The organism is Micromonospora palythoicola (assembly GCF_036689795.1).
GTDB classification, from domain to species: Bacteria; Actinomycetota; Actinomycetes; order Mycobacteriales; family Micromonosporaceae; genus Micromonospora; species Micromonospora palythoicola.
On sequence record NZ_JBAGKI010000037.1, the window covers coordinates 1 to 22,731 of the forward strand.

General features: G+C 69.1%; 17 protein-coding genes. 9 read left to right on the forward strand and 8 right to left on the reverse strand.

From position 1 onward, the window contains the following. Positions 1–131 precede the first annotated feature (131 nt). The 7 genes from V5O40_RS17295 to V5O40_RS17325 all read right to left on the reverse strand — a co-directional run bounded on the left by V5O40_RS17295 (position 132) and on the right by V5O40_RS17325 (position 8,815). Positions 132–1,070, reverse strand: coding sequence for an oxidoreductase (locus V5O40_RS17295; protein WP_332906409.1), 939 nt, complete (start codon positions 1,068–1,070; stop codon positions 132–134). A 42-nt stretch (positions 1,071–1,112) separates the two neighbouring features. Further along, positions 1,113–2,126: a glycosyltransferase family 2 protein gene (locus V5O40_RS17300; RefSeq protein ID WP_332906410.1), complete on the reverse strand. Its 1,014-nt coding sequence runs from the start codon at positions 2,124–2,126 to the stop codon at positions 1,113–1,115. 32 nt (positions 2,127–2,158) lie between these two features. Beyond that, positions 2,159–3,292 carry a glycosyltransferase family 4 protein gene (locus V5O40_RS17305; protein WP_332906411.1) on the reverse strand — a complete coding sequence of 378 codons (1,134 nt, stop codon included), beginning with the start codon at positions 3,290–3,292 and terminating at the stop codon, positions 2,159–2,161. Between the two features lie 55 nt (positions 3,293–3,347). Continuing rightward, positions 3,348–4,463, reverse strand: a complete 1,116-nt coding sequence (locus V5O40_RS17310) for a lysylphosphatidylglycerol synthase transmembrane domain-containing protein (RefSeq protein ID WP_332906412.1) — start codon at positions 4,461–4,463, stop codon at positions 3,348–3,350. 41 nt (positions 4,464–4,504) lie between these two features. After that, complete coding sequence (locus V5O40_RS17315; protein WP_332906413.1) at positions 4,505–6,379, reverse strand: AfsR/SARP family transcriptional regulator; 1,875 nt, start codon at positions 6,377–6,379, stop codon at positions 4,505–4,507. Between the two features lie 39 nt (positions 6,380–6,418). Then, positions 6,419–7,444, reverse strand: a complete 1,026-nt coding sequence (locus V5O40_RS17320) for a glycosyltransferase family 2 protein (RefSeq protein WP_332906414.1) — start codon at positions 7,442–7,444, stop codon at positions 6,419–6,421. Positions 7,445–7,645: 201 nt separating this feature from the next. Beyond that, positions 7,646–8,815, reverse strand: a complete 1,170-nt coding sequence (locus tag V5O40_RS17325; protein WP_332906415.1) for an endonuclease/exonuclease/phosphatase family protein — start codon at positions 8,813–8,815, stop codon at positions 7,646–7,648. Positions 8,816–9,258: 443 nt separating this feature from the next. On the opposite strand from V5O40_RS17325, the gene V5O40_RS17330 reads away from it, so the two are divergent. Genes V5O40_RS17330 through V5O40_RS17345 form a run of 4 tightly spaced genes read left to right on the forward strand, consistent with a single transcriptional unit; the run spans position 9,259 to position 13,497 of the window. Then, positions 9,259–10,290, forward strand: a complete 1,032-nt coding sequence (locus tag V5O40_RS17330; protein ID WP_332906416.1) for an NAD-dependent epimerase/dehydratase family protein — start codon at positions 9,259–9,261, stop codon at positions 10,288–10,290. A 28-nt stretch (positions 10,291–10,318) separates the two neighbouring features. Beyond that, entirely contained in the window at positions 10,319–11,308 is a 990-nt protein-coding gene (locus V5O40_RS17335) for a UbiA prenyltransferase family protein (RefSeq protein ID WP_332906417.1), read from the forward strand. 26 nt (positions 11,309–11,334) lie between these two features. After that, on the forward strand, positions 11,335–12,483 hold the full coding sequence (locus V5O40_RS17340) for a glycosyltransferase family 4 protein (RefSeq protein WP_332906418.1): 1,149 nt from the start codon (positions 11,335–11,337) through the stop codon (positions 12,481–12,483). 51 nt (positions 12,484–12,534) lie between these two features. After that, entirely contained in the window at positions 12,535–13,497 is a 963-nt protein-coding gene (locus V5O40_RS17345) for an aldo/keto reductase (protein ID WP_332906419.1), read from the forward strand. A 121-nt stretch (positions 13,498–13,618) separates the two neighbouring features. On the opposite strand, the gene V5O40_RS17350 is transcribed toward V5O40_RS17345, so the two are convergent. Further along, positions 13,619–14,857 (reverse strand): PQQ-dependent sugar dehydrogenase, encoded by a 1,239-nt coding sequence (locus V5O40_RS17350; RefSeq protein ID WP_332906420.1) that lies wholly within the window; start codon positions 14,855–14,857, stop codon positions 13,619–13,621. A gap of 135 nt (positions 14,858–14,992) precedes the next feature. On the opposite strand from V5O40_RS17350, the gene V5O40_RS17355 reads away from it, so the two are divergent. The 5 genes from V5O40_RS17355 to V5O40_RS17375 all read left to right on the forward strand — a co-directional run bounded on the left by V5O40_RS17355 (position 14,993) and on the right by V5O40_RS17375 (position 22,730). Further along, positions 14,993–15,625 carry a DUF4760 domain-containing protein gene (locus V5O40_RS17355; RefSeq protein ID WP_332906421.1) on the forward strand — a complete coding sequence of 211 codons (633 nt, stop codon included), beginning with the start codon at positions 14,993–14,995 and terminating at the stop codon, positions 15,623–15,625. A gap of 408 nt (positions 15,626–16,033) precedes the next feature. Beyond that, positions 16,034–17,398, forward strand: coding sequence for an endo-1,4-beta-xylanase (locus V5O40_RS17360; RefSeq protein ID WP_332906422.1), 1,365 nt, complete (start codon positions 16,034–16,036; stop codon positions 17,396–17,398). A gap of 43 nt (positions 17,399–17,441) precedes the next feature. Further along, positions 17,442–18,884 (forward strand): RICIN domain-containing protein, encoded by a 1,443-nt coding sequence (locus tag V5O40_RS17365; RefSeq protein WP_332906423.1) that lies wholly within the window; start codon positions 17,442–17,444, stop codon positions 18,882–18,884. Between the two features lie 147 nt (positions 18,885–19,031). Continuing rightward, positions 19,032–21,722, forward strand: a complete 2,691-nt coding sequence (locus tag V5O40_RS17370) for an RICIN domain-containing protein (protein ID WP_332906424.1) — start codon at positions 19,032–19,034, stop codon at positions 21,720–21,722. A 123-nt stretch (positions 21,723–21,845) separates the two neighbouring features. Then, positions 21,846–22,730: a hypothetical protein gene (locus tag V5O40_RS17375; protein WP_332906425.1), complete on the forward strand. Its 885-nt coding sequence runs from the start codon at positions 21,846–21,848 to the stop codon at positions 22,728–22,730. Position 22,731: the final 1 nt, after the last annotated feature.

Consider the following 22,731-nt stretch of genomic DNA (forward strand, 5'->3'; position numbering starts at 1 on the left):
TCGTTATCCGTGTTTGGGGGTTGGTTTCCGTGGCACAGGGGTCCCGTTAAATGTCGGGCCTTTGGGGGGGGGCCCGGCCGGGCCCACCCCATGTCACGTCCGGCGGGCTGGCAACCGGCCCGCCGCTCCGACTACTCGGACTTGCCGAACGCGTCGACGCCGGTCAACTCGGCCGAGAGCGCCCAGAGCCGCTCGGCCGCCTCGCGGTCGGCGGGGCCGTCGAAGGTCTTGGCCACCGTACACGCCTGACAGTAGCCGCCGCCCGCCTCCGTCAGTCGCGGTGACGTCGCGGCCCAGACCTGGGTCGCGGCGCCCTGCTCGGGTGCCCGGAACTCGGGCAGCAGGGCGGTGCCGTTCTCGTCGATCCAGCCGGCGCCGACCATCTCCTCCTTGGAGAGGTGCCGCTGCAACGGGGTGAGGATGTAGCCGGGGTTCACCGAGAAGGCGCGTACCCCGGCTGCCCGGCCCAGCCGGTCGAGTTCGGCGGCGAAGAGGATGTTGGCCGACTTCGACTGGCTGTACGCGGCCCACTTGTCGTAGCCGTTCTCGAAGTGCACGTCGTCCCAGTTGATCCGCGGCGTCTCCCCGGCGCCCGAGGCGGTGACGACGACGCGCGCGCCGCCGTCCGCGGTGAGCGCCGGCCAGAGCCGGTTGACCAGGGCGAAGTGCCCGAGGTGGTTGGTCGCGAACTGGGCCTCCCAGCCCTCACCCACCCGGGTCAGCGGGGTGGCCATGATGCCCGCGTTGTTGATCAGGATGTCGATGGAACGACCCGATTCGAGGACGCGGTCGGCGAAGTTCCGGACGCTGTCGAGGTCGGCGAGGTCGAGTTCGTCGACCTCCACGCCGGCGATCCCCGCGACCGCCTCCCGCGCGACGTCCGTACGGCGGGCCGGAACGAGCACCCGGGCGCCGGCGGCCGCGAGGGCCCGGGTGGTCGCCAGGCCCAGGCCGGAGTATCCGCCGGTGACGATGGCGAACCTACCGGAGAGGTCGATGCCGGCGAGCACCTCCGTCGCCGTGCTGTCGATCCCGAAACCCTGGTCGTCAGGCTGATCAGAAAGAGTCATGTTCAACTTTCCGGTCGGGCACCGCTACTGCTGGCGCGCGGGTCAGGCGGGGTTCTCGACGCGGTAGAGCCGCCGCGTCATTCGTGGGAACAGCAGTCCCTGCAGAATGCCGATGCTGGCCGCCACCGCCGAGGTGAGCGTCACCAATAGGTGAAGCACCGTGAATTGTAGTCCAAAAAGGATTCCGTGGTGACGATAGGCGTAGCCGTAGGTGCGCTTGTCGAGCCCGATGCTGATCCCGGTCAGCACCGCGGCGGCGAGGAGCGCCCAGGGACCGAGGACCGCCGACGAGGCCAGCGCGATCACCGCCGCGAGCAGGAAGGCGCTGCCCAGAGCCCGGTATCCGGTGCCGGCGCCACCCGGAAGCTTGTTCAGCCGCAGCCAGTTCGGCGCGCCGAGCCGGGTACGGTTGAACACCTTGGTCAGCATCACCCGCAGCGTGCCGTCGTGGTCGTGCCGCCCCCGGATGGTGGGTACGGCTTTGACCTCGTACCGGGCGTTGAGCCGGAAGCCGTAGTCCTGCTCCTCGGTCCAGCGGAGCCGGTCGTTGAACTCGCCGATCTCCAGGAACGTCTCCTTCTTCATCGCGAAGAGCGCCGAGTGCAGACCCGGGATGGCGCCCTCGACCTCGCAGAACCAGACGTACTGCTGGATGGCGCGGTAGCGCTTGACCAGGCTGTCGGGGAACATCGGCTCGGCCCGGTACATGCCGCAGATCGCTCCGAGTTGCGGCTCTTCCCGCAGATGGTCGACGGCCCGCTCGACCGCGTCGGGGTCGAGCGCGACGTCGGAGTCCACAAAGAACAACACCTCACCCTTGGCGTGCCGGGCGCCCAGGTTCCGCGCGGTGGAGACGCCGCTGTTGACCGGCACCTGCAGCACCGTGACGTCGAGCGCCCTGGCGATCGCCACCGAGTCGTCCGTGCTCGCGTCGTCGGCCACGATCACCTCGACGGCCGGGTACGTCTGGTTCTTCGCCGCTCTGATGCACTCGCCGATGGTGCTGGCGTAGTTGTAGTTCGGGATGATCACGGAGACGAGTGGCTGCTCATTCATCGGGCTCCAACCTTTCTTTTGTCTCATCGGTGTTACCGTGCCGCGGTGCGTCCGCGAAGGGTGGTGAAGAGAACCTCGTACGCGTCCAGCGACGCCGCCACGGAGAAACGCGCCCGTGCCGCCCGGGCCTTCTGCTCCTTCCAATGCCGCGGCACTGTCGCCAGTTCGGAGATGGCCCGCTCCAGCGCCTGTGGATCCCGGGGCGGAACCACCCGACCGAAGCCGGTCGCGGCCACGGGGTACCGGTTGCCGGGGAGATCGGTTGTCACCGATGGGATGCCGCTCATCATCGCCTCGGCCAGTACGGTGCCGAACGAACTGGCGACCGCCGGCAGTGCGAACACGTCGACCGAGGCGTAGAAGTCGTTGACCTCCCGGCCGCGCAGCTCGCCGAGGATCCGTACCCGACTGTCCCGGTCGATCTCGGACTGCACCGCCATGAGATCGCCACCGGCCACCTCGTGGTAGTTGCCCGCGATCAACAGCCGGGCGGCGGGGTCGACGATCCGCTGGAACGCCCGGACCAGGTAGCCGACGCCCTTGTCCGCCACGATCCGGCCCAGGAAGCCGACGTGCAGGCCGCCGGTCTCCCGGTATCGGGGCTCACCGCCCCGCCGGTCCAGGCACGGCGGGGTGATGGGGGTGAAGTTGCGGTTGCGGATGACCGGCCAGAACCGCGAGGCGTGCGCCTGGTCGTGGCTGCTCGCCACCACTGCGGCGGAGCGGCGGATGGCCGCTCGGGAGGCGACGTCCGAGGCCCGCGCGAAGGCCCGGCCCGACCACCCTGCCGGCAGGTACGGGTCGCAGTGCAGCATGCTCACCACCGGTACGCGCCGGGCCAGCGGCATCAGCAGGGCCGCCTCCGGCATCGGCAGGTTGACGTGCAGCAGCGACGAGCTGCGCGCCAGCTGGCCGGCCAGGATCGGGTAGCGAGGGGCGACGATCGCCCGGTTCACCTTCATCAACACCGGCGAACGGTAGATGTCCACCCCGCCGACGGTGTCCCGCAGCGGCAGGTCGGGATCGTGCTGGGCGGTGACGACGGCAACCCGCCAACCCCGATTGGCCATTCCTTCGGCGATGCTGCGTGCGGTCTGCGTGAAGCCACTGACGTACGGCTCGTAGTGAGTGGCCGCTAGCGTCAGATCGTATTTCCTGTCCGGCATGGGTACCGCATTCTCTGAGGTATCGCTACGGCCGATTACCTAACCTCTGAACACGTTAGTGGTTTGCCTGTGGCCGTATTCTTGGCGATTTCTTGGGAACCGGTGGCCCGGCATTCGTGTGCTCCGGACCGGTCGCCACCGCCACCGTGGGCACGGTGGGCACCGCCGCCGCCGGGCGCCGCCGGATGACGGCCGCAGCCACCAGCAGGCCGACCCCCGCGGTGGCGAGTTCACTCAGCGTCACCACCACCCGGCTGACCAGCGCCACCACACCGGCCACCGGAATCGGCAGGATGACACTGAGCGCGGCCGTCACGACCACCTCCCGAACACCGATGCCGTCGGGGGCGAACACGGCGATCACCCCGGCCACCGCGCCGAGGCCGAACGCGCCGAGGCAGAGCGGCAGCGCGCGCAGCGGCGGTGCCCCCATCGCCACGGCGAGGATCCACAGGTGGGCGCCCCCGATCACCCACGCCAGCAGTTGGGCGACGACCGCCTGCCGAATGCCGGTGCCGCAGATCGCCGTCGACGGCTCGGGCCGGCGGCGCAGCCGGCCGAGCAGGGTCGCGGCTCCACCCACCAAACCGGGGCGGACCAGGACCGCGGCCACCGGCAGGACGGCCAGCAGCAGCCAGCCGGACGACGCGCCGAACACCTCCGGCCCGGCGGCAAGCCCCACGGTGGCACCGGTCAGCAGGCTGACCACCAGGGCCAGCAGCCAGGCCGCGCTCATCCGGGCCGCCGGCACGCCGATGGCCCTGCCCATCTCGACGCTGACCAGGAAACCCATCACCTTGCCGGGCACGTACTTGACCAGCTGTCCGAAGTAGAAGATCCGGGCCGCGTCCACGGCGGGAACCCGCTCGCCGACGCCGGCGAGCATGGCGCGCCAGGAGACCATCGTGGCGACCAGACCGGCGGCGTTGGCCAGGACGGCCAGCGCCGTCATCGTCAGGACGAAGCCGGGTCGCTGACCGCGGAGCGTGCCGGCCACCGTGGACCAGTCCTGACCGCGCAGCGCGAGCACGATGAAGACCACGGTCACCGTCAGCAACAAACTCATGAGTACCCGGCGGGCCATCGAGCGCCAACGCTTCCGGGGCACGGCGGTCACCGGGACGGTGATTTCCGGGAAGGCCTGCGGTGCGTCCAGTTCTTTTGTTGACACGCGCACCTTCTCCGATCGTGGAAAGGAATCGAGCTGGTGGCTCACGCTAACCGCGAACCGCTTGTTTCTTCCTTGTCCGCCGGTTCGCCGGTCATTTCCGTCTCGGGCCCGGCGAAGCGTTCCCGGGCGTACAGCCGCAGCAGTTCCCCCATTCGGTAACTGCCCGGGGTCGAGGTCTCCAACAGCTGCGCGTCGACCAGCCGCTCCAGGATCCGCTCGGTGTGCGCCTCCGAGCGGGCGAGCACCCGAGCGGCGGTCGACCGGCTGAGTTCGGTCATCGGCGACGTGCCCAGCAACTTGAACGCCTCGGCGATGGCCCGCTCGGAGCGGTCCGGGCTGCCGGAGAGACGATCGTAGGAGCCGGCCATGCTGGCCCGCAGGCCGACACCGTCGAACTCGAGGTTGTCCAGCCGGCGGCGCTCGTCGGCGAGCCGGTCGCGCAGCTCGGCGAGCGGCCAACCGGGACGGGCCACGAGGCGGGCACCGACGATGCGCAGCGCCAGCGGCAGGCACTCGCACCACTCGGCGATGGCGGTCGCGGCCTCCGGCTCCGCCGCGACCCGTTCCGCACCGACCCAGTGGCTCAGCAGCGCGATGGCGTCCGGGACGGTGAGCGGTCCGACGCGTAGCTGGCGCACGTCGCTGAGCCCCGCCAGCGGCTGGCGGCTGGTCACCAGCGTCGCGCATCCGGCGCCGCTGGGCAGCAGCGGGCGCACCTGGGCAGCGTCGACGGCGTTGTCGAGGACCAGTAACAGCCGCCGCCCGGCGACGACCGAGCGGAACAGGGCCGCCGCCTCGTCGACCTGCTCCTGGTCGCAGCTCATGCTGACCCCGAGGGTGCGCAGCAGCCGGGCGAGTGCGTCGACCGGCGTCAGCGGCTCGGCGTCCACGCTGGTGCCGCGTAGGGCGATGTACAACTGGCCATCCGGGTAGCGGCTGGTGAGCTTGTGCGCGGCGTGGATGGCCAGGGTGGACTTTCCCACCCCGGCGGTCCCGTAGATCGACACGACCGGGGCTGAGTCCGTTGTGCTGGCCGGCCTCAGCCAGTTCATGAGCGGCGCGAGATCGTCGTGCCGGCCGGAGAATCGGGCGATGTCGGCGGGTAGCTGCCGCGGCACGTGCCGGATCGGGGTGGTGACCGGGCCGACGTTGCCCGGGTACGGCTCGTCGAGTTCGCCGCGGAGTATGGCGACGTGCAGGTTGCGCAGTTCGGGGCCGGGCTCGGCGCCGAACTGCTCGACGACCTGCGCGCGGGTGTCGACGTAGTACTGCAACGCCTCCGGGGTACGCCCCATCGCGCAGAGCGCCCGCATCTGCAGCGACACGAGCGGCTCGGCGAGCGGGTACGAGCCGAGGATCCGGGCCAGCCGCTCGGCCACCGCCTCGGGGCTGCCGAGACGTAGCTCCTCGGCGCCCCAGGCGCCGGCCAGGCTGATCAACTGCGATGCCGCGCTGCGTCTCACCCGGTTGGCCCAGTCACTGGAGAGGGTGGCGAGTGGGTCCCCCCGCCACAGGTCCATCGCCTCACGCAGGGCGGCGATCCGCTTCTCGTCACTGATCCGCGTCGCCGCGCGGCCGGTGTCGATGAGACGGTTCAACCGGTGCAGGTCCACCTGCTGGCGCTCGACGTCGAGCACGTAGCCGTCCCCGTGGCGACCCAGGCCGATGGTGCTGCCGGAGCCGTCGTCGGCCTGTGCCAGGGCCCGACGCAGCCGGGCGACATGGGCGTAGAGGGCGCTGCGGGGCGCCTCCGGGGCCGCCGGCCCCCACACCCGTTCCGTCAGGGTGTCGATCGACACCGGCGTGCCGGCGTCCACGGCCAGGGCCGCCAGGACTGCGCGACGCTGACGCGGCCCCACATCCAGCGGGCCATCCGCCGATTCCACCTCGATGGGCCCCAGTAGTCGGATCCTCACATGCTCTCCCCGTCATCACGGCTGACGCCGGCCGGTGTGCTAGTGGACGCCGGCTGGCGTCCGGTACCTCTGTCGGAAGCGCGCGTCGAGCACGTAGCGCAGGCCACCACTCAACGCGCCCGCGGAAATCGCGAGACTGTACAGAAAACTGAGTAGCGCGCTCGGCGGGACCATCCGCCAGCCCGCGGTCCGTCGGACGTAGTTCAACAGGGGGAGGTCGACGCCGATGAACCACGTCAGGAAGGCGACCGGAACGGCCGCCAGGTAGGGGGAGACCAGCACCAGGGGGAGGCTGGTGGTGGCCAGGAAGGCGGCCGCGACCTCGGCGGGCCGGTGCGTGGCCTCTCGCTCGGGCTTCAGCTCGCGTTGCTTGAGGACCAGGGGGACCAGTGAGCCGGCCCGCCGGTAGAGCTTCCGCAGGATCGAGGACAACTGGTCGTCGTCGTCGTGGTAACCGACCACGGACAGGGTGCGGGTGACCGGGTAGTGCTCCGCGATCCGGAGGCTGAACTCGTGGTCCTCGTTGGCGTACTGGCCGAGCAGTCGCTCGTCGAACGCCCCGATGTCGTCGATGACCCGTCGGGGTACGGCGCCGCTGGCGAAGTGGCCGGTCCGGGCGGGGCCGAGCTTGCGGGTGGCGCGGTAGTGGCCGTAGAGCACCTGCACCCACTCCACCACGCCGTCGTCGACCAGGGGACGGTCGCCGTAGACGCCCCAGACGGCTCCGTAGGAGGGGTTCTCCTCGAAGATCTTGACAGCGTTGGCGACCGCGTCGGGGGCGAGGGCCACATCGGAGTCGAGGAAGAAGAGAATGTCTCCGCTGCTTGCGGCTATGCCGCGGTTGCGGGCAGGGCCGGCACCGACATTGTCGGTCAGTTCGATGAGCCGGCAACCGAGTTTTCTGACGATCTCCGGTGTGTCGTCGGTGCTGGCATCGTCGACGACGATGACCTCGATCGACGGGTGGGTCTGATGCATTGCCGAGAGCACGCTCAGGGCGATGGTCTTCCGGCTGTTGTGACAGGGGATTACCACTGACACCAGTGGCGTGTGGGCGGGCTTCATTGATGCTCCTCGGGCAGGAATTCGGCTGCGCTGGGAGGTGGACGACGCACCTACTCGTCGGTTTCTCGTCGTCGAGAAGACCCGTCGACCACCTTAGTGCCTGATCGACATCGGTAGACAACTGTCGATCGGTTTCATGCTGGTTAAATGCTCTGGATGCCCTGCCACCGCGTGTTTCGCGCCAATGTGACGCTCATCTCGTCACGGTGCGGAGATGACGAACTGCTGGGCCTTGTGGTCGGACAGGCCATTGGGGAGGGTCAGGTCGTAACTGTGTACCTTGATGTCCGGAGTGGTGAAGAGCCAATCGATACGCCACATTCGCGGCTTGTCGCCCACCGGCCAGGTGACCGGATAGAGCGAGGAGAGCGCCTTGCTCTGGTCGACCAGCCGGTCGGAGACCATGTCGAGGAGATTCATCGACGGTGACGTGTTCAGGTCACCGGCCATCACCGCCCGGTTCGGATTCTTTTCCAGGTCGGCGGCGATGGCCTGGTAGCTGGCCTGCCGGATCTCGAAGTTGAACCGGTCGATCTCGAACATGTTGCGGTCATCGTCGCTGCGCAGCAGCAGGATCCGGACCGGCGGCTGGAAGATGTGCGAGTTGTAGAACGACACGACCTGGCCGTTGACCCGGATGTCGGTACGCAGCGCCTGTGACGTGTAGAAGAGCGGTCGGTCGACGAGGGCCGGCGGCACCGGCTTCAGGTCGTCCGGCAGGTACGGCTGCGAGTCGAGCCACGCGTGCCCGACCACCGGCAGCCGGGTGAGCGTGACGTTGCGCCCCTCGCGGACGATCGTGTAGCCGGGGAACGCGGCCTTCAACTGCGCCGTCTGGTCGATCTCGTACGCCTGGGCGAAGATGTCGACCAGCGAGTCGTCGACGTTGGCGTACTCGTGCAGCATGTAGATGTCGGCGTCCATCTCCCGCAGGAAGTCGTAGAACTGCGCCGTGGTGGTGCGCTGCTCCCCGCCGTTGCGCCGGTCCTGGTCCCAGTACTCGGTGTTCCAGGTCACCACCTTGACGGCGTCGGCGGGCGCCGGTGGCGGGGTGTGGAACACCGTCGCGAAGTTGATCCCGCTGTAGCCGACGCCGAGCACGAGGGCGAGCAGCGCCGCCCCGACCAGCCGCCTGCGCATCGGTCGCGCCAGCCAGGCGACGGGTAGCAGCACCACCGGGACCGCCGCCCAGACGATCGGCGGGAGCAGGTCCACCGGCCCCCACACGTACGTCCGGGCGCTGAGCAGGTGGTGCAGCACGACGACGACCAGCCAGCCCACGCAGGCCACGGCCGCGAGGCGTACCCCCCAGCGGGCCCGCCGGGACCGGCCGGAGGGCTCCGGTGACAGCTCCGGATCCTTTTCGTCCATTATTGCGGTCGTTCTTGCCGCCGCTTCCGTCATCGCAACTCCTTTACGTGGCTCCGGTTCCCGCCGAGGTCGGTACCGGCCGGGAAAAAGGTATCGATCGGCACCTTGCTCGAAGCTTGTTCCGGACACCAAGGAGGGGGCAATCGTCACTCACTAGCGTCACGAGTGCTAATACCGGATTCACCACCGAGGACGGAGCCGCCGGATGGAGCACGCGCAGCCTATCGACGCTCGCACGGAGCCTGCGTCGGCGCGGCGCGGCTGGTCAGTCGGGTATGCGACTTGCCGGGCATTTGGCAGACCGGCCCGATTGGTCGGTAACGGTGACCGATGGATGGTCGGTCGGTAAATATCCAATGACGGTGAATGCCGGAAACGTCGCCGCCGTGCAGTCGTGACACTGCCGTCGAGAGCGCGGCATTTCTTCGAAACGGGAGGTGGAAGTGCACGTTGTGGTGACCGGAGCCGCCGGCATGTTGGGCACCGCGCTGTTGGCGCGCCCCTGGCCGGGAGTGACCTGGACCGGAGTGGACATCCGTCCACTCGCGCCCCGGGTACGAGAGCGGGCGAGCTTCGTCCGGGCCGACGTCCGGGACGTCGAGGCGATGACCCGCGCCTTCCGTCGCGCGGACGTGGTCATCCACTCCGCCGCCGCGTTGCCCAGCCACCGGGCGGCGGAGATCCGATCGGTGGACGTGGAGGGCACCGGGGCGGCGTTGGCTGCGGCGCGGCGGGCCGGTGTGGACCGGTTCGTGCACATCTCGTCCACCGCCGTCTACGGGCTGCCCCGGGACTGCCCCACCCCGGAGGACTACCCGTGCGAACCGGTGGACCCCTACTCGGCGGCGAAGCTCGGCGCCGAGACCGCCGTGCTCCGGCAGCGCGATCAGGGCCTCTGCGCCCCGATCGTGCGGCCCAAGACCTTCCTCGGCGAGGAGCGTCTTGGTCTCTTCGCCATGCTCTTCGAGTGGGCCGACGAGGGCCGGCACTTCCCGCTGATCGGCGGCGGCGACGTGGCCACCCAGATGCTCGACGTCGAGGACCTCTGCGCGGCGATCCAGCTGATCTGCGAGGCGCCCGACGACAAGGCCAACGACACGTTCAACATCGGCGCGCGCGAGTTCCGCACCCTACGGGAGGACTTCCAGGCCGTCCTGGACGCCGCCGGCCACGGCCGACGGGTCCTGGCCATGCCGGTGGGGCCCGCCGTCACCGCGCTGCGCGTGCTCGCCGCGACGCGCCTCTCCCCGGTCTACAAGCGACTCGTGCACAAGCTCACCCGGGACTCGTACGTCTCGATCGACCGAGCGACGCAGCGGCTCGGGTTCAACCCGCGGTTCAGCAACGAACAGGCGCTGTTGAAGACGTACCAGTGGTGGCGGGCGAACGCCGCCGGGGCGCGGCGCAGCGCCGGACGTACGCACCGCGACCCCTGGAAGCAGGGCGCCCTGAGCCTGGCGAAGGCGCTGTTCTGACACTCCACGGAGCAAGGAGAGGTCCGCCATGAATCACGCCCTGGAAGTCCCGACCCCCACCTCGTCGGACCTGCCCGTGGTCTCCGTCGACCCGGCCGTCGCCGTGCAGGCGTTGAAACCGCTGGCCCGCGTCACCGGACTGTTCGTCCTACTGCGACCCCGCCAGTGGGTCAAGGGCAGCCTGGTGCTGGCGGCGCCACTCGTCGCGGCCCCCGGCGCCACGGTGACCCATATCGTGCCGCTGCTCGGCACGCTGCTGAGCTTCCTGGCCGCCGCCTCGGCCGTGTACGTCTTCAACGACCTGAGGGACCGGGAGCGCGACCGCCTGCACCCGGTCAAACGAAACCGTCCACTGGCCAGCGGACGGGTGAGTACGACCGCCGCGGTCGTACTCCTCGTCGGCCTGCTCACCGGCACCGCCGCCCTGGCCACCCTGCTACCTGCCCTGACCGGCGTGGTCGTCGCCGGCTATCTCGCCCTCAACCTCTGGTACTGCCTGGCACTCAAGCACCAGCCCCTGGTCGACGTGTCGGTCGTCTCCATCGGATTCGTCCTGCGGGTGCTCGCCGGCACCATCGCCGTCGGCGCGGCCGTCCACCCGGCGCTGCTGATCGGGGTCTACTGCGCGTGCCTCGCGCTCTCCCTCGGCAAGCGACGCCACGAACTCGCCGCCCTGTCGGCCGCGGGTGGTGAGGCCGGCGAGCACCGGCCGGCGCTGCGCGCGTACTCGGTGCACTTCCTGGACCAGATGGTGGTGGTGAACATGGTGGCGGCGCTGATCGGCTACGTCGCCTTCGTCTGGACCCAGACGCCGCCGTACGGGCCGGTCACCGCCGGGCTGACCTTCCCGTTCGCCGCGTTCGCGGTACACCGCTACCTGCAGATGATCGCCATGGGCGGCTCCCGGGGCGATCCGGTCGAGGACCTCGTCCGGGACCGTGCGCTGCTGGTCAATCTCGGCCTCTGGGCCGCGGTGCTGGCGCAGGCGATGCTGGCCGGCACCTGGCACGTCTGGTAACCGATCGACACCCCTTGGAGAAGAGCGTGAGCAGCAAAGACCCCCACGAGTACGACCTCTGCGTCGCGGTCAACTACTACTCGCCCTACGTCAGCGGGCTGACCGAGGTGGCCCGGGTGCTCGCCGAGGGCCTTGCCGGGCGGGGCTGGCGGGTGGCGGTGGTCGCCGTCCGGCACGACCCGACGCTTCCGCTGCGGGAGAGCCGCAACGGCGTCGACGTCTACCGCAGCCCGGTGGTCGCCTCGATCGGCCGTGGCCCGGTCAGTCCCGGTTTCCCGGCCCTGGTGCGCCGGGTCGCCCGACGTTCGCGGGTGGTCAACCTGCATCTGCCGATGCTGGAGGGAGCGTTGATCACTGCCCTGCCGCTGCGGGTGCCGGTGGTGACCACCTACCACATCGACCTCTGGCTGCCGCCCACCCTGGTGACCCGGGCGGCGATGGCCGCGGTGCGGATGTCGTCGCGGGTCACGCTGCGCCGCTCGGACGCCGTCGTCGTCAACAGCGACGACCAGGCGCGGTACTCGGAGCTCTGGTCGATCCTGCGGTCCAGCCAGCGGTCCGCGATTCCGGCACCCTGCCTCGACCGGCGCGGTGGGGAGGCGGCATACCGGGAGACCGACGGCCCGCACATCGGCTTCCTCGGCCGGATCGTGCCGGACAAGGGTCTGGACTACCTGGTGGCCGCATTCGCCGAGATCCCGGATCCCGAGGCGCGGCTGCTGCTCGGCGGCGACTATCTGACCGTCGCGGGCGGAAGCGTGATCGACCGGATCCGGGCGGCCGCCGAACGGGATCCCCGGATCCGGATTCTCGGGCTGCTCCGTGGCCGGCAGATCAACGATTTCTACGCCTCCATCGACGCCTTCGCGCTGCCCTCCGTCGCCGAGTCCTTCGGCATCGCGCAGGCCGAGGCGATGATGTGCGGTATCCCGTCGGTCACCACCGATCTGCCCGGCGGCCGGTATCCGGTCCTGGCGACCGGGATGGGAAGGGTCGTCCAACCACGGGACCCCGCCGGACTACGGGTGGCGCTGCTGGACGTGCTCAGCTGGGACGCCGACACCCGGCGCGAGGGGGCCAAGCGGGCCCTTGAGGAGTTCGGTGTGGAGGGATGTCTGGACCGGTACGCGGCGCTGTTCCGGATCCACGGGGCGCGGTCCGGCGCATTGATGTGAGCGACGTTCCGATCAGTAGAATGGCAGCCACGTTCCGTCACGGAGGTGCAGATGCACAGCAGGGATTTCGGTCGTCTCGGCACGGTCAGCGCGCTCACCCTGGGCGGGGGTGGAATCGGCGGTGTGTGGGGGGCGACCGACCACGCCGAGGCGGTGGCGACCGTGCGGGCGGCCGTCGACGGTGGCGTCACGATGCTCGACCTGGCCCCGACCTACGGTGACGGCTACGCGGCCGAGAACGTCGCCGGTGCCGCGCTGCGCGGCATTCCAGCCGCGGACGTCCTGGTCACCAGCAAGATCGAACTTCCCGAGCAGGACGGCGGGGATCTCCCGGCGAAGATGATCCGCAGCCTGCACGCCACTCTGGAGCGTCTCGGCCGCGAGCAACTGGATCTCTTCCTGCTCCACTCCCAACTGCACCCGCAGGGCTGGACCGGTCCCACTCCCCGGACACTCGGCTGGGACCTGTACCGAGACCAGGTGGTGCCCACCTTCGAACGGCTGCGCGACGAGGGCAAGATCCGGGCCTGGGGGTTGACCGGTGTCGGCCACCCGCAGACCGTGATCGACGCCATGCACCAGCAGCCGCGCCCGGATGCGGTCCAGGCGGTGGTGAACGCCCTTGACCTGAGTGGCGACATGTGGCTGCTCGGCGCGTCGGCCGAGCCTCGGAACGACGAGATCCGTCGAGCCGCGGTCGCCGACGGCGTCTCGGTGATCGCCATCCGTGCCGTGGCGGCGGGAGCGCTCACCGGCGAGATCGACCGGTCCGTGGACGACGACGCCCCGGTCGCGGTCGACTTCGCCCGGGCGGAGCGGTTCCGCGCGCTCGCCGCCGAGTTCGGTGAGTCGCCCGCCTCGTTGGCCCACCGGTACGCCCTGAGCGTCCCTGGTGTGGCGACCGTGGTGCTCGGCGTCAAGAACCGCACCGAGTTGGCGGAGTGCCTCGCCGCCGAGGCCCGTGGCCCGCTGACCGAGGTCGAACGGAAGGCCCTGCTCGACCTGCGCAGCTGAGCGAACGGGTGAGCCGGGCAGCGTGCCGGACAGGCGCCCGCGCGGGTGCGATGACCAGTGCGGCGACGGGGCCGGCGGCACAGACGACGATCTGCGGGTGTCCGCCGGCCCTCGCCCAGGTTCAGCGGTTCGCCGGCTCGTTGCTCGGGGCCGGTTGGACGCGCTCGAACCGTATCCGGCTCAGCCAGCCCGGCAGGTCGCTGAGCGCGTACAGCTCGCCGTGCACGTCGGCGTCGATCGCGGTCGGCTGGATGGGGAAGTTGCCGATGATGGCGCTCTCGTAGCCACCCCACGGTCTGGGGCGTACGGCGAAGGCGAGGGTCGAGCAGTAGTCGCTGGCGATGTAGGTACCCCAGGCTTCCGGGGTGGCGGAACCTCGGTACACCACACCGCCGGTCACCGAGCAGCTCTCGGTCATGTAGTGCTCGTACTCGAAGACCGGGTCGGTGTACTTCACGCCCGGCCGGCACTGCTCCGGATCGAACACCGGGGTGCCCTCGCGGCAGGACCAGCCGAGGTTCGCGCCGGCCTGCCACGGGCGGATGTGGTTGATCTCCTCGACCAGGCCCTGGCCGACGTCACCGATCCACAGTGAGTTGTCGAGCTTGTCGACCGAGAACCGCCACGGGTTGCGCAGCCCGTACAGCCAGATCTCCGGCCGGGCGTCGCGGTTGCGGACGAACGGGTTGTCCCGGGGTACGCAGTAGGGCTTCGCGCCGCAGCTGCGGTTGACGTCGATCCGAACGATCTTGCCGAGCAGGGTGCCGAGGTCCTGACCGGCCTTGTACGGGTCGTTCGCGTGGCCGCCGTCGCCGAGGGACCAGTAGAGGTAGCCATCGCGGCCGAACGCGACCTGTCCGCCGTTGTGGTTGTTGTACTCGGCGTGTTCCTGGGTGAGCAGCACCTGTAGCCGGTCGGGAGCGTCGACGGGTAGTCGCGCCAGGGTCAGCGCACCGTCCGGGAGGCTGGTGTAGGCCACGTAGAGCATCCCGGTCCGCGCGAAGTCCGGCGCGGGGGTGATGCCGAGCAGGCCACGTTCGTTGCCCGACGTGTCGACCCGGGCGGTCAGGTCGAGCACCGGCTCGGCCGCCAGACCGGTGTCGGGGTGGTAGGCGCGGACGGTGCCGTTCTTCTCCGCGATCAGCATCCGGCCGTCCGGCAGCCCGGTGAGCGCGATCGGACGCCGCAGACCGAAGGCCACCTGTTCGGAGACCACGGTCAGCTCGGTGAGCGGCACCTTGCCGGGGCGGGGTGCGCCCGCCGTGGCGGTGCCGGCGACCGACGCCGACAGCAGCGCGGACAGGACCAGGACGAGCAGGCCGGCCAGTACGGGTACCGGACGCCAACGTGGTCGCGACATGTTCTCAGCTCCTTGAGCAGGTGGTGGGAGTACGCAGGCTGGGAGCGCGCCCAACACTACATCAACTCTCATCAATGCGTTGGCTGGCGGCGCGGAATCGACGGCCGGTGGAGCGGTCTTCGTACGATGACCGCCATGGATGTTGCGATCGTGACGAACGCGGTCGTGGCCGCCGTCTCGGTGATCACTGTCGGTGTCTCGGTGTTCTTCGCGCTCCGGCAACTGCGGCTGTCGCAGAGTGCGAACCACACCCTGGTCGCGATCGAGCTGCTCACCCGGGACCGGATGAGCGACGCCTTCCTGGACAGCCAGCAGTTCGTGCTCACCGAGCTGAGAGCGAGCTGTCCGCCCGGTCTGCGGGTCAGCGACCTGCCGCCCGAGGCTCGTAAGCACGTGAACCGGATCGCGTTGTACTACAACGGTTTGGGCCAGATGCTGGCCTTCGACGTCGTCGACCCGGCGTTGCTGATCGGCACGGGTGGGTTCCGCGCCCGGGAGGCGTGGAGCGTGCTGGAGCCGTACATCCTCGCCGAGCGGGCGGCGCGCGGCGAGTCGTACCTGGCCAACTTCGAGCATCTCGTGGTGCTCGCCACCGAGAGGCCGTGGGCGGTCGCGGTGCGCAAGCTGCGCCTACGCCGGTTCGGCAGCTACCCGGCCAGCCTGGGTCTGGTGACCGGGGCGGGAGACGCGGTTGGGCCGGTGTCGGCGGCCGATCCGGCCGGTGAGTGCGGCGTCGGTTCTACGGAGTCCGCGATGCCGGCGAGCTGAGGCCGCGGGTCGGGGCGTGCGGGGCGGATGTTCACGCGCACATTGCGCGGGACCGTGGTGGAGCAACCGACGTGGCTCACCGCCGTGGGTCTCTGAACCGCTACCCCCATCGATCGACAGCGTTGTGGTCGGGTTGTCCGGCTCGTGTGCTGGACTCGTCGTACCTGGTCTTTTTCTGGTCGTTAGGCGGAACTTCTTGAGCGCCCCGTAACTTTGTGGCAATCTCACTGCCATCGATGTGTAGCGTTCTCTCGTCTCCTGTGGTCTGCACCGATGGGCACCTGAGTCGCCGGGCGATGTTAGCGCTAACTCGTCGAAGTGACGCGACTCTGGAAGGTGCTGAGACACATGAGGAATCTCGTACATCCGAGCGGTTCTCCGCGACGACGGTGGTCGACCACGGCAACGATGCGCGCGCTGGCGGTGGGGCTGCTGGTGGCCGGCACGGTCCTGGTGCCCAGCGGTGCCGCCAACGCGGGCACCACCTTGGGCACCTCGGCGGCGGAGAAGGGGCGCTACTTCGGCGCCGCCGTCGGCACGTACAAGTTCAACGACAACACGTACATGACGGTGCTGAACCGCGAGTTCAACAGCCTGGTCGCCGAGAACGAGATGAAGTGGGACGCGACCGAGCCGCAGCGCGGCGTGTTCAACTACAGCGCCGGTGACCGCATCGTCAACCACGCCCGCTCCCGGGGGATGAAGGTGCGCGGGCACACCCTGCTGTGGCACGCCCAGCAGCCCGGCTGGGCACAGGGCCTCTCCGGCGGTGACCTGCGCAACGCCGCCATCAACCACGTCACCCAGGTGGCCACCCACTTCCGGGGACAGATCTACTCCTGGGACGTGGTGAACGAGGCGTTCGCCGACGGCGGCAGTGGCGGCCGGCGGGACTCGAACCTGCAGCGTACGGGGAACGACTGGATCGAGGCGGCGTTCCGCGCTGCCCGCGCGGCCGACCCGAACGCCAAACTCTGCTACAACGACTACAACACCGACGGGATCAACGCGAAGTCGACAGGCGTCTACAACATGGTCCGGGACTTCAAGTCCCGGGGCGTCCCGATCGACTGCGTCGGTTTCCAGTCCCACCTGGGCACCACGCTTCCCGGTGACTACCAGGCCAACCTCCAGCGTTTCGCCGACCTGGGCGTGGACGTGGAGATCACCGAACTGGACATCACCCAGGGCGGCAACCAGGCCAACATGTACGGCGCCGTCACCCGCGCCTGCCTGGCGATCTCGCGCTGCACCGGCATCACCGTGTGGGGCGTACGGGACTGTGACTCCTGGCGCGGCGGCGACAACGCGCTGCTGTTCGACTGCGCCGGCAACAAGAAGCCCGCGTACACGGCGGTCCTCGACGCCCTCAACGGCGGCAGCACCCCGACCCCGACCGGCAACCGGTTCCGCAACGAGGGGTCCGGCCGGTGCCTGGACGTCAACGGTGCGAGTTCGGCGAACGGCGCACAGATGATCATCTGGGACTGCCACAGCAACGCCAACCAACAGTTCACCCAGAACGGGCGGGCGTTGCAGGTGATGGGCAAGTGCCTGGACGTGCCGAACAACGCCGCCGCCGGCACCCGGGTGCAGATCTACGACTGCCACGGTGGGACGAACCAGCAGTGGGTGATCAACAGCAACGGCACGATCAGCAACGCACAGACGGGGCTGTGCCTGGACGTCAACGGTGCCGCCACCGCCAACGGCTCCGCGGTGATCGTGTGGAGCTGCCACGGCGCGGCCAACCAGCGCTGGGCTCGGGCCTGAGCTGATGGGCGCGACAGTCGGCACCACACGGAAGGGAACGACAATGGTCCTGTCCCGCTCACGTCGCTACCTGAGCCGGATACTCACCTGCGCCTTTGCCGCTCTCGTGGCGGTGCCGACTGTCGTGCTCGCGGCTGCCGCACCGGCAGCCGCCGACACCAGCCAGTTCCGTGGGGTCAACTGGGCCAGGCTGGGTGACAACTTCCACGGCGGCCCGCTGGTCCTGCACGGGCTGAACAGCTCCGACAGTTACGCGACCGTGGTGGCCAAGGCCAACGCGATCTACACCGGCTTCCAGACCAACCTGGGCGCCAACACGGTCCGGCTGCCGATCAACACCTACACCGTCGGTACGAGCTGGTGGAACGCGTACACCGGCGCGATCGACGCGGCCACCGCGAAGGGTCTCCGGGTCGTCCTCTCCTACTGGGACGACGGCGTGGCCGCCAGCGGCGGACGGATCGTCAACACCACCGCCTTCGACACCATGTGGAACACCGTGGTCGCCAGGTACGGCGGCAACGACCTGGTGTACTTCGAGCCGATGAACGAGCCGGGCGGGCACAGCGCCGCGGACTGGGCCAACGTGGTGAACAACTGGCTCACCGCCCGCCCGGCGATCCCCCGCCACCGGGTCTTCGTCAGCGGCGCCGGCCTGAACACCGACATCAGGTCGATGTGCGCCGACCGCCGGCTCGACGGGACCATCGTGTCGCTGCACCACTACACCTTCTTCAGCGGCGCGAAGACCTACGACCAGTGGGTGACGTTCCTGCGGGACGCGATGGGTTCCTGCGCCGCCCGTACCGTCATGGACGAGTTCGGTGCGCCGATGGACACCGGGCTCAACTACCACGACACCACCAGCACCGACAACTTCGTGCGCTACTTCCGCGCCACCACCGACGTGCTGCGGGAACTGCGGATCGGCTCGATCTACTGGCCGGGTCTGGGTGGCAAGGTCACCGCCGGTCAGGGCGACGACTGGTACGCCATGCAGAAACTGCACGGCACCGGCACCAACCTGACCCTGAGCACCCCCAACGCCAGCGGACTCGATCGCCTGCGGTACGCCTGGGGCCTGACCGGCGGCGGCGTGCCGGACCGGGTGAGCCGGCTGCGCAACGTCGGCACCGGGCAGTGCCTGGACATCCCCGGCGCGACCACCGCGAACATCCAGGTCCAGGTGTACGCCTGCAACGACACCGCCGCCCAGCGGTGGACCGTGACGGCCGGTGGGCAGTTCACCGCCCTCGCCGGCCAGCGGTGTCTCGACGCGTACAACCGGGGGACCACGAACGGCACGGTCGTCGGCACGTATTCGTGCAACGGCGGCGACAACCAGCGGTGGACGGTCGGCGGCGACGGCACGATCCGCGGCGCGCAGTCCGGCCTCTGCCTGGACGTGAACACCACCACGTCCAAGGTCCAGCTATGGGCCTGCTGGGGCGGCGACAACCAGAGGTGGCAGGTGCAGAACGCCTGACCTGGCATTCATCAGCAACGGTCCGTGCCGTCCGTACCGACTCGGCGGCGCGGTGGGTCAATGGCTTCCGGGACGGTCCGACTGCCACGCGGAGGGACGCATCGCCTCGGCGGGGCTCGGGCCGTCGAGGAAGTGGAGGGAGAAGAGATGAGATCCGTTGTCCATGCCGGGAAAGGTTGCCTACTCGCGCTGGGGGTGTTCGTCTCCGCCGCGTTGCCGGCCGTTATCGCAGATCAGGCGCCGGCCCTGGCCGCGGTCCAGGAGACGCTTCACGTCGCACCGAACGGGAACGACGCCAACCCCGGTACGCTCGCCGCGCCGTTCCGGACGCTCCAGCGCGCGCGGAACGTGGTCCGCACGAAGACCGCGAGCATGACCGGCGACATTCAGGTCTACCTGCGCGGTGGCAGCTATCCGGTGAGCAGCACGATCGAGTTCGGGGCCGGTGACTCCGGCACCAACGGCCATCGGGTGATCTACTCCGCGTACCCGGACGAGACGCCGGTGCTCGAAGCCGGGGTGCAGGTGACCGGCTGGACCCAGCACAGCGGCAACATCTGGAAGGCCCCGCTCGACCGGGCCAACAAGCTGCGGGCGCTCTACGTCAACGGCCAGCGGGCCCACATGGCGGCCAAGACGATCACCTCGGCTGGTTGCCACGGCACGTACACCATCACCGCGGGGCAGGCCGACTGGGCGTGGGAGTCAGGCTCGCAGTGCGCAGGCGCGAGATACAGTACGGCCGATTTCCCGGCGATCTCCCAGAACCAGGAGGACATCGAGATCGAGACGGCCACCACCTGGACCACGGCCATCGTGGGAGTCCGGCAGGTGACCACCGAGGGCGGGAGCCGCGTCGTGCTGTTCCAGCAGCCGGGTGCCGCCATCGCCCAGGGGGCGTTCAACGGCAACGCCCAGATCAACGGTTCACACAAGGTCATGAACGCCTACGAGTTCCTGGACACGCCCGGGGAGTTCTACTTCGACAAGACCAGCCGGACGCTGTACTACTACAAGGCCGGCGCCGACAACATGTCCACCGCGTCGGTTTTCGCGCCCAACAACGTGACCACCGTGCTGCGGGTCGCCGGCACCTCGACCAGCAACCAGGCGCGCAACATCACGTTCTCCGGGCTCACCGTGCGGCACTCCGACTGGAACCTGTTCAACGTCGCCGGCTCCGTGTACAAGCAGGCCCAGCAGGGCAACCTCGGCGCCCAGGCGTACGCGCGCGGCAACTTCCACGTGTACTACTACCGCAACGTCGACGTCACCCCCGGCATCATCCACCTGCAGAACGCCAGCGGAATCCGGTTGGAGCGCAACCGGATCGCGCACACCGGGGCCGACGGGATCAACCTGGTCAACGACGTGACGAACACGCAGTTGATCGGCAACTACACGAACGACATCGCCGGAACGGCGATCAGCGTCGGCCACCCGCAGCACGTCTTCATCGGTGACCACACGTCGAGCAACCGGGAGAAGTACCCGCCGCAGGTCGAGGGACTGCCGAAGAACATCGAGATCAGGAACAACTACATCCACGACAGCGCGGTGCTGTTCAACGGGCACGGCGCGGTCGCGGCGTACTTCGCCGACACCCTGACGGTGCAGCACAACCGCATCGAGAAGGCGCCGTGGGCGGGCATCACGATGGGCTGGGGGTGGTGGAACTTCGACGGCTCCTCCGGGTCGATCGCGCCGAACCGGCCCACCACCACGGCGAAGAACAACACCATCAGCCACAACCACATCATCGACACGGTGCAGCGACTCAGCGACACGGCACCCATCTACACGCTGGGCAGCCAGCCGGGGACCACGATCCACGACAACTATTTCCAGGGCGTTCCGGCCGGCCACAAGTACGGGCTGCACCCGGACGAGGGCTCGGCGTTCATCACCTTCCGGGACAACGTCCTGAGCGTGGACAAGAACATCACCTGGATGATCAACTCAGACGACTTCGGGCGTAAGCACGACCTGAGCATCACCCAGACGTACGGGCCGATCAACAAGGTCTCCAACAAGAACCTGCCCAACAGCACCATCCACGACATCCTCGTCTCGGCCGACTACGTCTGGCCGGCGGCGGCCTACGGGATCGCGGTCAACTCCGGGCTCCAGGACTCGTTCCGGGACATCACCCAGCCGCGCAACCTGCCGATGCAGGACTACGTCCTGCCGGCGAGCACCTTCGTCGGCAGCGGCACGTCCTCGATCCCGATCCGCAGCGGCGGTGACCCGACCAGGTCGCTGTGGCTGGCCCCGTCCGGTACCACCACCTTCGCCGCCGGTCCGACGATGACCAGGGCGGACGGCAACGCCAGCGCCATCGCGGTGCCGACGGCGTCGGGTGACTACCGGCTCTACGTGGTCGACGCGCAGGGGAGTCGGTCGGCCGAGTCGAAGTCGCTCGTCCGGCGGCAGGGCACCGGCGGTACGCCTGACACCCAGCTCGTCGGTGGCCAGTCCGGTCGTTGCCTCGAAGTCCCCGGCGCCAGCACCACGAACGGCACCCAGACGCAACTGTGGGACTGCGCCGGCGGCTCGCACCAGCGCTGGACCTACACCGCGAGCAAGCAGTTCACCGTGTACGGCAACAAGTGTCTGGACGCCAACGGTGCCGGCACCACCAACGGCACCACGGTCATCATCTGGGACTGCCACGGCGGTCTCAACCAGCAGTGGAACGTCAACGCCAACGGCACCATCACGAACGCCCAGTCCGGCCTGTGTCTCGACGCCAACGGCGCCGCCACCGCCAACGGAACGAAGATCATTCTTTGGTCCTGCAACGGCGGCGCGAACCAGCAGTGGAGTCGACGCAGCTGAGAGCCGCAACCGGAGGGGTCAGGCACCGGCGGTGCCTGACCCCTTCGACGTCGGAGAAGCGCAGCGCGCGGAGAGACCGAGGCCCTGGACGAGGCGCGGGTGAGCTGGCACCATGTGCCGATCATGAAGCGGGATCGGACGGAGAACCTGTTGAACAGCTCGGGGTCGGGCGGGCTGTCGGGGCGATCGGGTGTTCGCGCGGTGGGCCGGCTGACCGTGGCGGCAGGTGTGGCTGTCGTGCTCGCCCTGGCGGCCGGCTGCGCCGACGCGGGTTCGCAGGCGTCGGCTCCGAGCCCGTCGGCGAGCGCGGTGGAGAAGGACCTCCACACGTGGCTGCACGAGGGGGCGAAGAAGGTCGGTCAGGACACCTACTCGTCTCGTTTGACCATGAAACGCAGGGACGTCGAGGGAGCTTGGGTCGGTACGAGAGTCGAGATGACGGTGGATCCGGCCAGGCGCCGGAGCGACATGAGCATCCACTTCCCCATTCGGCAACCCGGTCACTTCCAGTGGGTCGAGATCAAGACCGTCGACGAGGAGAGTTGGGTGCGGTTCTTCGGCTTCGGGAAGCCTCCCGAGAGGTGGCTGGCGGTCGACCTGCCGCGGCTGCTGGGTGAGGAATCCTCGATCTTCGTGGGTACGCAGGCGACGGACGATCTCCAGGAACTGGTGAAGACGTCGGTCGAGCTGCGGCTCGTCACCGAGCGAGCCGTTCGTGGTGTCCTCGACCTACGCCGGCATCCGCGGCTGACCGCCGAGCTGCGTGAAGAATTGCCGGGATCGAAGACGATGGTGCCCTTCGACGCCACCCTCGACGCGCAGGGCCGGCTGACGAACCTGACGCTGCAATTCGATCAGGTCGAAGCGGGCGCCGGTGAGTGGCAGTTGCTCTACCACTCGTTCGGTCGGCGACTGTCGATCGAACCGCCACCCGCCGGGGACGTGCTCGAAGCGGACGACCTCGATCCGCGACTGCTTACCGAACTGCGCGACGTCGGCTGGTCGTAGG

Bases quoted from the DNA above. Each gene is read 5' to 3' on its own strand.
- V5O40_RS17300 (WP_332906410.1), bottom strand. From the start codon at position 2,126: ATGAATGAGCAGCCACTCGTCTCCGTGATCATCCCGAACTACAACTAC.
- V5O40_RS17335 (WP_332906417.1), top strand. From the start codon at position 10,319: ATGAATCACGCCCTGGAAGTCCCGACCCCCACCTCGTCGGACCTGCCC.
- V5O40_RS17295 (WP_332906409.1), bottom strand. From the start codon at position 1,070: ATGACTCTTTCTGATCAGCCTGACGACCAGGGTTTCGGGATCGACAGC.
- V5O40_RS17345 (WP_332906419.1), top strand. From the start codon at position 12,535: ATGCACAGCAGGGATTTCGGTCGTCTCGGCACGGTCAGCGCGCTCACC.
- V5O40_RS17370 (WP_332906424.1), top strand. From the start codon at position 19,032: ATGAGATCCGTTGTCCATGCCGGGAAAGGTTGCCTACTCGCGCTGGGG.
- V5O40_RS17325 (WP_332906415.1), bottom strand. From the start codon at position 8,815: ATGGACGAAAAGGATCCGGAGCTGTCACCGGAGCCCTCCGGCCGGTCC.
- V5O40_RS17365 (WP_332906423.1), top strand. From the start codon at position 17,442: ATGGTCCTGTCCCGCTCACGTCGCTACCTGAGCCGGATACTCACCTGC.
- V5O40_RS17360 (WP_332906422.1), top strand. From the start codon at position 16,034: ATGCGCGCGCTGGCGGTGGGGCTGCTGGTGGCCGGCACGGTCCTGGTG.
- V5O40_RS17305 (WP_332906411.1), bottom strand. From the start codon at position 3,292: ATGCCGGACAGGAAATACGATCTGACGCTAGCGGCCACTCACTACGAG.
- V5O40_RS17375 (WP_332906425.1), top strand. From the start codon at position 21,846: ATGAAGCGGGATCGGACGGAGAACCTGTTGAACAGCTCGGGGTCGGGC.
- V5O40_RS17320 (WP_332906414.1), bottom strand. From the start codon at position 7,444: ATGAAGCCCGCCCACACGCCACTGGTGTCAGTGGTAATCCCCTGTCAC.
- V5O40_RS17355 (WP_332906421.1), top strand. From the start codon at position 14,993: ATGGATGTTGCGATCGTGACGAACGCGGTCGTGGCCGCCGTCTCGGTG.
- V5O40_RS17350 (WP_332906420.1), bottom strand. From the start codon at position 14,857: ATGTCGCGACCACGTTGGCGTCCGGTACCCGTACTGGCCGGCCTGCTC.